The 9380-nt window shown below is 39.5% G+C and carries 11 protein-coding genes; all 11 read right to left on the bottom strand.

Annotated features, from left to right (window positions below; translation table 11 throughout):
- Positions 1 to 208, bottom strand: a 208-nt coding sequence (locus U0M88_RS09490) for a ribose-phosphate pyrophosphokinase-like domain-containing protein (protein ID WP_331869656.1), incomplete at its 3' end; no start/stop codon positions are given.
- 57 nt (positions 209 to 265) lie between these two features.
- A complete protein-coding gene (locus tag U0M88_RS09485) occupies positions 266 to 1237 on the bottom strand; it encodes a bifunctional UDP-N-acetylglucosamine diphosphorylase/glucosamine-1-phosphate N-acetyltransferase GlmU (protein WP_331869655.1) in 972 nt (323 codons plus the stop codon).
- Positions 1238 to 1350: 113 nt separating this feature from the next.
- Positions 1351 to 2604 (bottom strand): hypothetical protein, encoded by a 1254-nt coding sequence (locus tag U0M88_RS09480; protein ID WP_331869654.1) that lies wholly within the window; start codon positions 2602 to 2604, stop codon positions 1351 to 1353.
- A gap of 23 nt (positions 2605 to 2627) precedes the next feature.
- On the bottom strand, positions 2628 to 3161 hold the full coding sequence (locus U0M88_RS09475; RefSeq protein WP_331869653.1) for a ComF family protein: 534 nt from the start codon (positions 3159 to 3161) through the stop codon (positions 2628 to 2630).
- 83 nt (positions 3162 to 3244) lie between these two features.
- Positions 3245 to 4402, bottom strand: a complete 1158-nt coding sequence (locus U0M88_RS09470) for a helicase-related protein (protein WP_331869652.1) — start codon at positions 4400 to 4402, stop codon at positions 3245 to 3247.
- A gap of 69 nt (positions 4403 to 4471) precedes the next feature.
- A complete protein-coding gene (locus U0M88_RS09465) occupies positions 4472 to 5641 on the bottom strand; it encodes an aminotransferase class I/II-fold pyridoxal phosphate-dependent enzyme (RefSeq protein ID WP_195222241.1) in 1170 nt (389 codons plus the stop codon).
- A gap of 55 nt (positions 5642 to 5696) precedes the next feature.
- Positions 5697 to 5915 (bottom strand): 50S ribosomal protein L31, encoded by a 219-nt coding sequence (rpmE, locus tag U0M88_RS09460; protein ID WP_331869651.1) that lies wholly within the window; start codon positions 5913 to 5915, stop codon positions 5697 to 5699.
- A gap of 468 nt (positions 5916 to 6383) precedes the next feature.
- Positions 6384 to 7691, bottom strand: coding sequence for a branched-chain amino acid transport system II carrier protein (gene brnQ, locus U0M88_RS09455; RefSeq protein ID WP_331869650.1), 1308 nt, complete (start codon positions 7689 to 7691; stop codon positions 6384 to 6386).
- Between the two features lie 185 nt (positions 7692 to 7876).
- Complete coding sequence (locus U0M88_RS09450) at positions 7877 to 8392, bottom strand: DNA-3-methyladenine glycosylase I (RefSeq protein WP_259295355.1); 516 nt, start codon at positions 8390 to 8392, stop codon at positions 7877 to 7879.
- Between the two features lie 20 nt (positions 8393 to 8412).
- Complete coding sequence (locus U0M88_RS09445; protein ID WP_331869649.1) at positions 8413 to 8946, bottom strand: methylated-DNA--[protein]-cysteine S-methyltransferase; 534 nt, start codon at positions 8944 to 8946, stop codon at positions 8413 to 8415.
- Between the two features lie 20 nt (positions 8947 to 8966).
- Positions 8967 to 9380: C69 family dipeptidase (locus U0M88_RS09440; protein ID WP_331869648.1), on the bottom strand; the 414-nt coding region annotated here is incomplete at its 5' end.

Genomic DNA, 9380 nt, shown 5'->3' with positions numbered 1-9380 from the left:
TTTCCATTAAATTATCATTGACCGGGCAGTTGGTACTCTGTACGAAATATACGTGTTTTCCACGCACACTTTCTCCCAGTTCCACTAAAACTTCTCCGTCCGCAAAGTGATTCACCTTGCTTTTTCCTAATTCCATTCCTAATTCTTCGCAGATATGTTCTGCCAAATTCTTGCTGGATGATAATCCAAATACAATAGTGTTTTCCATGATTGTTCCTTTCCTCTTCCCTGATACTATTTTGTCTGTTTTTGATACGCGATAGTTTTATCCTGAATGAAGGTACGCCATCGGGCCTACACTTTGATTAGCTTCTACCCTGGTGCTGACGACCTTACTGGAATCAATCATGGCATGATCGCCGATGACTGCATCCTTTATATACGAACCCGGAAGAATTTCCACAAAATCTCCGATTTCCGTTTCTCCTAATATTTCTACGTTGGGATGAATGATCACATCGTGTCCGATCTTTACATCTTTTCCGATGACGGTTCTCAACGGATCTACGATCTGCACGCCTTGCTTCATCCATCCTGTATTGATGTGATTTCGCATCCATACATACGCTTTATTTAACTCTACACAATCGTTGATTCCCATCACTTCATCTCGATCTTCGATCACACACGCATTGACTTTCTTTCCCAGATTCGCCAGAATACTGACCATATCCGTTAAATAATATTCATTTTGTGCATTGTTTGGCTGAAGATCATCAATATGAGCGAAAAGATCCTCGTTTTTAAAACAATACATGCCTGCATTGATTTCACGAATTTCTCTTTGTTCCGGCGTACAATCTTTGGCCTCTACGATGGATAAGACATTGCCGTTTTCATCTCGAACGATACGTCCGTAATGGGCGCCATCTTCCAACACAGCACTGAGTAACGTTAATGAGGCATCCTGATTGGCCTGAAACAGCTTTTCCAATGTTTCCGGCTGAATACAAGGACCATCTCCGTTGATGATCAACGTATCTCCCTTTGCATCTGCCAACTGCTTACACTGCATGATCGCATGGCCGGTACCCAACTGTGGTTCCTGCAAAGCAAATTCACAATCACTGAACGCATCTTGAATGCTTTGTGCCTGATAGCCGACAACAATCAGAATTCTTTCAACATGTACCGCTCTTAGTGCATCGACAATATACCCCAACATTGGTCTGTCAATGATAGGGTGCATGACCTTACTGAGTGTTGACTTCATTCGGGTTCCTTTGCCCGCTGCCATTATAATCGCATTGCGCATGCAATCACCGTCCTTAACGTTTTACCCTTAACATCATAACAAAAATCAATTCACAGTTAAAGAAAAAGAAAAGGGTTTTTAAACCCTTTGTAAAATCATGACTCTAACGCATCGATTCGATCTTGTACTTCCTGAATTTGCGACGTTAACTGATCAATCGTGCTTTGTGCCGAATCCACATCCGACTGTGCCTGTGAAACTTCAGAGGATGCAGAATTCACATGTGACTGAATGGAAGAATAATCCCCAATTCCATTTAATTTCCACTGCAGATTAGAAATCTCCTGCTGTAAGGAAGCTTGTTTCTTATATGACTGTGTAAGCTCTGTCAATTCCTCTTCTGAAATCTGATCAGCCGGAATATTCTGGAGTTCCTTCATACGTGCTTCCAAAGTACTGAGTTCCGTTTGTTTCTGCTCCAATTGCGCATTTGTATTTTGCCAGGTCGAAAGCTTATTATTCCAGTTATCATAATCACTTTGTGCACTTGATAAGCGAGAATTCGCATCATTTAGATCCGACTGTGCATCCGATAATTGAGACTGTAAACTTTTTAATTGCGCTTTTAACTCTGCGATTTTGGCATTATTGTTCGAAGAGTCTTTTTTACTGTCCGATTTTGCCTTTGCCAAAAGCTCATCAAAAGTAGAACCGGTGATCTTCTCAAAGTAATCATTTAACTTTTTCTTCTGCTCTTTTGTCAAAGAATCGTAATCATCTTCCATATCTTCAATTCCATCATAATCATCACCGGTTAAAGAATCTAACCAGTCAATAATCGAATCATAAGCCCGTTTCTGTTTCTTGGTGACTTCTTCAGTTTTATCTTCTTTTCCTGAATTCATCAACGTATAAACACCAAAACCAAGGATTCCCACTACCATAAGAGCAGCAATCACGATTCCCACAACAGCAGCCGGTGATAACCCTTTTTTCTTCGTTGGCTTTTTATGCGGCATAGGCTCTTTTCGATGCGAAGAACCACCATGCGATACAACCTCTCGCCGTAATTTTGGTGGTTTATCCTCATCCAGTAGAGATTGAATCTCATTATCGTTGATCACAACGGTTTTATTGGTATCTGTATCTTCTTCCTCGATCTTTTCCGGATCAAACATAACAGTGGTTCCAGCCGATTCTGTTTTCTTTGGTTCCGGACGCAAAACGATCGTATCATTCGTTTCATTTTGAACCGGTTCTGGCTCTACCGTCTGTCTGGAAGCTCGCTGCATGCGATCCTGTCTTCTTTTCTGTGCGGTAAAACCTTCCATTTTTTCTTCCAGTACTTCTTCTTCCTGAAAAGAATCCAACAGTCTGGAAATTTCGTCTTTCGGTTTTCTTGCGGTCATAACAACTCCCCTTTTGCTTCATTCTACCAAAAGAGGCTCTTTTTTTCTACAATCATTTCTTGATGTTTAGAAAGCCATAACGGATGAGCGGCAATCACAAAAACTTTGTTTGGAGACAATAATTCAATTCCTCTTTGTAAACTGGAGCCGGTCGTACAGACATCATCAACCAGTAAAATCGGCTTATCGGCAAGCGTATATTGTTCTTTTCTGAAAATCACATCGTTTACCTTTTCTCGCTCTTTTTTAGAAAGCTTGCTTTGTTTATGCTCTTTCTTTTTATATAAAGGAGATGCGATCGGTACATCATAAAAGGTAAAAATATCGGATAATGGATCAAACCCTCTTTGCATACGCTTTTTGTCACTGGAACAAAGCGAACAAACTGTGTACTTTTTCATTTTATGTAAATACGAATGAATTGGTTCTAAAAAGACTGGTGCCAACACGCGATCACATTGTTCCTTATAACGGAAAAATAGGCGCTCTAAAAAATCATCATATTCATACAATACATGCCATTCCACTTGATTGATTTTATAAATCTTTTTACACACTCGAAATTGGTTGCGACATCTTTTACAAAGACAAAAAGAAAGTAAATCTACACTCTGTATGGAGTCCAAAGACTCATTACAAATTAGACAGAAGCGTTCATTTGCTTCAAAATACGAACGCACTCTCGAATGGATGAACTGGCGTATTGACATAAACAAATTCCTTTCCCGGAGGGATCTTTCATAGATCTTCCGATACGTCCGAAAATCTGAATCAAACTGGCTGCGGTATAAACCGCGTGTTGTCCTTCAAACACCGCAACCTGCACACTGGGAATTGTAATTCCTCTTTCTAACAAAGTTGTGCACACTAAAACATCAATTTTCTTTTGTCGGTAATCTTCTAAAATCTGATCTTTATCTTCTGTCTGGGAATGAACTCCCTTCGTCTTAACAAAAAAGTTCAGTAAAACTGTCATCCAAAGGCAATCATTGCGGCGTGGTACAAACACTAAAACTTGTTTATTTTCTTTCTTACAGCCCCTGCAAAAGCGAACAAGAACTAAAACTTGCCTCCATATGGCTGCCTGGATTACTTTGGGGATGATCAAAGGATATCCGTGAGGTCGTACAAACAACTCTACCATTTCCATCTTTTTTTGTTGGATCTGAAGAAGTATTTCTTTTGATGGTGTGGCACTGAGATACATTTTCTGTCCTTTACAGGAAAGATGCACGATCTGTTCTAAAAGTTGATTCCCGGCAAAAGGAAAGGCATCCACTTCATCCAGTATCAACAAATCAAATCCATAAGGGTAACGATATAACTGATGCATCGTACAGACAATCAAATCGCCATCTGTGATTGATGTATAATCCTGCGCCACTTCTACAACAGATAAGCCTTTAAAGGCTTTGCGCAAACGTTGGGCAATTTCTAAAACCACCTGCCTGCGACTGATCGCAAAGGCTACTTTCTTTCCCAATGCCAGGTAATAACAAATACTTTCAAACGTAATCTCCGTTTTACCGGCACCGGTTGCGGCATACACAAACACATCCTTTCCTTGTTTTAAATACGAAAGCGCCTTATGAGATGCCTTTTTTTGTGCATTGGTCAATTCATAATCTAGTTCTGGTTTTCCCTTCCAGACCTTCTTAGATAAAGTACAAGGCAAAATAGTATCCCCTATATTCATTCTGGAAAAAGGAATACACCTTCGACAATAATAAACACCATTGTCATAACCAAATAATCTTGGATCTTCATTCTTACATCTAGGACATTTCATACTATTCATTACGATAAAAAGTCCAAAAAAGACAAAAAAATCATTCAAGAAAATTTTTTCCTGAATGACTTTTCTACTTTATTTAAAGAAATGTGTTTCTTTTAATCGTCTGGCCGCTTCTTTGATGGCACTTTCATCCTGCACCAAAGCTAATCGGACATAGCGTTCTCCCTGCTTACCAAAAGCCTGACCCGGTGTTACGACAATGCCGGTTTTCTCCAACAAATCTAATACAAAGGCTTTGGAGTCTTCATACTTTTCCGGGATTTTTGCCCAGGAAAACATCGTTGCCGGACTTTTAGGAATGATCCAGCCGGCTTCGGCAAACTCTTTGACAAGCACATCTCTTCGATCCTGATAAGCCTGGCATGTAGAATGAATGCCCTGACCACCATGACGTAAAGCTTCAATACCGGCATATTGAACCGGCAAAAAGATACCATAATCCATATTGGATTTTAATGTACTGTAAACTTCGATAATATCTTTGTTGCCTACACAAACACCTAAGCGGGCACCGGCCATACCAAATGTTTTAGAGAATGAATTTAATTCGATTCCAATCTCTTTGGCACCTTCAAACGATAAAAAGCTTTTACCGATCTTTCCATCAAAGACAAGTTCACTATAGGCATTATCATGGAGTACCATGATGTCATATTTTTTCGCAAAGGCGATCAGCTCTTCATAGAAAGAATCCGGAGCAATTGCACAAGTAGGATTGTTTGGATACGATACGATCATCATTTTTGCCTTTTTCGCTATTTCCGGATCCATCGCATCAAAATCAATCAAATATCCATTTTCTTCCAGTAAAGGCATATACTCCACAGTCGCACCGGCAATCTTAGGTCCATCACTGAAAATAGGATAATAAGGATCCGGCACTAAGACAATATCGCCTTGATCACAAGTCGCCAAAAACAAAGTGCTTAGAGCTTCCTGTGAACCTTGCAGGCAAACCATTTCATTCGGTTCTAATTCTACATCATAACGATTTTTATACCAGTCATGAATGGCCTCTTTCATCTGGGGAAGATCCGTAATGGCATACTTATAATTTTCAGGCACCATCACAGATTCCTGCATGACCTTCATAATCGATGGCTCCGGGGCAATATTGGGTGAACCGATAGAAAAATCAATCGTATCTTTTCCCGTTTTCTTTGTATAGTCTTGTTTCAAATATTTTAAACCTGTAAAGACAGATGGTTTAAATACTTCCATTCGTTTTGATTTGATCTGCATATGTATCTCCTATATATGAAAAAAACAGCGTTTAACGCTGTTTCTATTGTATCACTTATTGTCCGCTTTTCAGACCATATTTCTTGTTAAATTTCTCAATACGTCCCTGAGCAGCTGCGAAACGCTGACGACCAGTGAAGAATGGGTGACAGTTACTGCAAGTATCTACACGCAATTCGTCTTTTTTGATCGTACTTCCTGTTTCAAATTTTGCGCCACAAGATGTACAGATACATTTAACACGATGGTATTCCGGATGAATTCCCTTTTTCATGTCGTATCCTCCTTCCGCCTTAAGCCACATTCGAGCTTAAAGTAAGTGCGTAAGCATCATATCATGATAATAGACTCTTTTCAAGCTCTATTATCAGTTTGTATGTGTTGGGGTAGCTATTACCCAAGGAAAGATAGAAATGCTTGAAAGTTGAAGAACGGTTTGCATCAACAAAGTCATTTCAATGCCTTAACAGGTACTTTTTACTTACTACTTTTGCCTGGTTACTTCATTGTAAAGGTCATATTCTACAATGTTTAATAGTGGTAGTGATTTTACTATGCACACTCTATCTACAAAACTATAAATGATAAATCTTACTTCATTTACTCTACTCATATCTATACAGCTAAATAGCAAAAGAAAAGTAAACACGCGATAAATCACCACATAGCAAAAAAGTGGCTAAAAGTATGTAAATAAAATCTCTAAGCCACTTTTAATTAGCTGTGAAAAGCAGAAAAGAAATCAAGCCTTTTTTAGCCAGTCGATAGCCATACCCAGTCCAAACGCAATAACACTGGGTAATGCCCATGCCAGACCTAAATTCGCAAGTGGCAATTGTAGGTAAAGATTATATAGAACAGGAATAGGCAAATTCAAGCTCGCCAGCATTTGCACCAAACTAATCGCACCGGCTACACCAACAGTTAAGCGATAAGTCAGTTTTGATTCAATTGGTGAATTACCTAATAAAATCAAAATGATGGCCACTGGATAAATGGCTACTAGAACAGCTACTGAATAAGCTAAGATTTGATTTAAACCAAAGTTGGCTAAAATGGTTGAAATCACAACCCACATCACTAGCCACGCCTTATAAGAACCTTTTTTTGTAAGACTATAAAAGTATTGTGAAATACTTGAAAGTAACCCCACGCAGGTGGTCAAACAAGCTAAGGTAAAGATCAAAGCCATGAGGATGGCCCCCAGACCACCAAAAAGTTGATTGGCCACACCACGAAGAATTTCAGCTCCATTCTCTGCCGACAAAACACCTGCTGAACTGGCACCAAGGTGGGCCAGCATTAAGTAAATCAACATTAGTATAGTTCCTGCACCTAATCCCGCACGAAGCGTCACTTTCGGACTATCTTGCTGGCTGATACCAAACCCCTCAATGACTTGTGTAATTACCAATCCAAAGTTTAAGGCCGCCACAGCATCCATGGTTTGATATCCGTCTACAAAGCCTTGTAGCAAAGGGCTTGATGCATAGGATCCTGTTGCTGCCTGATAGTTTCCTAAAGGATGAATTAAACTGGCAACAAATAAAATCAACATCAACATCAGTAAAGTCGGCGTTAAGACTTTACCAACACGATCAAGCAACTTGCTTGGTGTAACGCAGAGCCAAAAAGCGACAAGAAAAAAGATCACCGTATAAGCCAGCAAAGCAAGATCCATCGGAACCGATTTTGGCAGATAAGGTTGAACCGCCATCACAAAAGGCAAACTTCCCGCACGCGGGATACCCAAGAAGGGCCCGATGGACATATAGATGACAATCGTAAAGAAAACCGCAAACACCGGATGAACACGGCCTGCAAGATTCATCAGTCCCTTTGATTTACTGACAGCTACAACCCCTAATACAGGCAAAACAACGGCTGTAATCCCAAAGGCCAGCATCGTCCACCACGTCTCATGGCCAGCCAAACGTCCAACAAGAGGTGGGAAAATCAGGTTACCAGCACCGAAAAACATTGAAAATAATAAAAGTGATATCAAACGATACTGTTTACTCGTTAATTTTTTCATATCAATTCCTTTCATTCCGTTAGCCAAGATAACAAAGAATATGACCCTATGTCAATTCAGTTCAAAAAAACACAAAAAAGTAAAAACAAAATTGTATTATCTTTAAAAAAGACAACTTTACACATCCAGTACCGCTTATAAGCATCTGGTCAAAATCAAATCTACAGCACTAAAGACCATAGAAAAAGAACCTCTGGATCTTATAAATTGTACAAATCACAGTTTTCATCGTGAGAATTAATGACTCCGATCGCCTGTAGATACGAGTAGATGATGGTCGTACCGACAAATTTCATACCACGCTTTTTCAGATCCTTAGAAATTTCATCCGATAACTTCGAGCTAGTCAAACCAACTTCTTTATAAATTTTCCCATTGGTAAAAGTCATTAAGTAAGCATAAAAACTTCCCTGTTCTTTTTGAATGGCTTTAAAAATCCTGGCATTTACCACACTCGCTTTGATTTTTAAACGATTGCGTATGATTCCTTTATTTTGGGCAAGTTCCTGCAGCTTATCTTCGTCATACGCACAAATTTTATCCAGATCAAACTGATCATAAGCCTGGCGAAAAGCTTCTCGCCTATTTAATACGCATTCCCAGGATAGACCAGCCTGAAAGGATTCTAAAATCAACATCTCCAATAAATATCGCTCATCAAAATTAGGCTTTCCCCATTCTTCATCGTGATAACGAATATATAATGGGTTATTCATATTACACCAGCTGCAGCGTTTCATAAAGCAGTTCCTTTTGTCGGGACAATAAATTTTGATAGATCGTGTCCTTCGCTTTCTAAGAGTTTGACTTTATTGGCTATGCCACCACCATAACCGGTCAAGCTTCCATTCGAGCCGACCACACGATGACAGGGAATCAAAATACAGATTGGATTCCAGCCCACAGCACCACCTACCGCCTGCGTTGACATTTTATCCATTCCTTTGATCTTTGCGATATTTTCAGCAATATCCTTATACGTCACTACTTTTCCAAAAGGAATCTGAAGCATTTGATCAATTACAAGCTGACGAAATGGTGTTACCTGATTCAGTTTATACGGTGGTAAAAAGGAAGGCTCTTTCCCTGAAAAATAGATATCCAGCCATTCTTTTGTCTGATTGAAAATGGATAAATCTTTCTCGATAAAATCTTTTCCATGTTTGATTTCATCTCTGGATCCTTCAAACCACAATCCAGTCAAAACCTGACCATCACTGGACATATAAATCTTACTAAATGGACCATCGTAGCTTGTTCTATACATCATTTTATTTAATCCTTTCTGTACTAGGCATCACTGCGGGCATACGCATTTTTCATGATTGAACTTAATTCAAACAAAACTTTAGACAAGGATTCATCCGCTGCTTCTTTTGCCATATCGGCAATGGCTTGATTGGCCTGTGTGCGGATTTCTTTTTTGCGCTCTTCTGTTTCTTCCTGTGCTAACAGCGCATCGGTTTTGTGAATGATTTCATGAGCTTTGGCAGCCACTTTATTTTGATAACGTTCAATCAGGTTTCGAGATTGTTTAAAGCTGGCATCGGCCATAGCGGCAATCAGGCGACTTGTCCAGTAAAAGTTATCCGTAGAAACCTTGCCGGTAGTATTGGACAAATAGTCAGGCACCATATCCACATGAGGATAGACAATATGAAATGACGAAGGAGGGATAAAAAAAGTAACCTTCCTTAATTTGTT

The organism is Faecalicoccus sp., from assembly GCF_036552745.1.
GTDB lineage: Bacteria > Bacillota_I > Bacilli_A > Erysipelotrichales > Erysipelotrichaceae > Faecalicoccus.
Note: the sequence above shows the minus strand (reverse complement) of the source record. Positions and strands in the feature narration are given on the sequence as shown.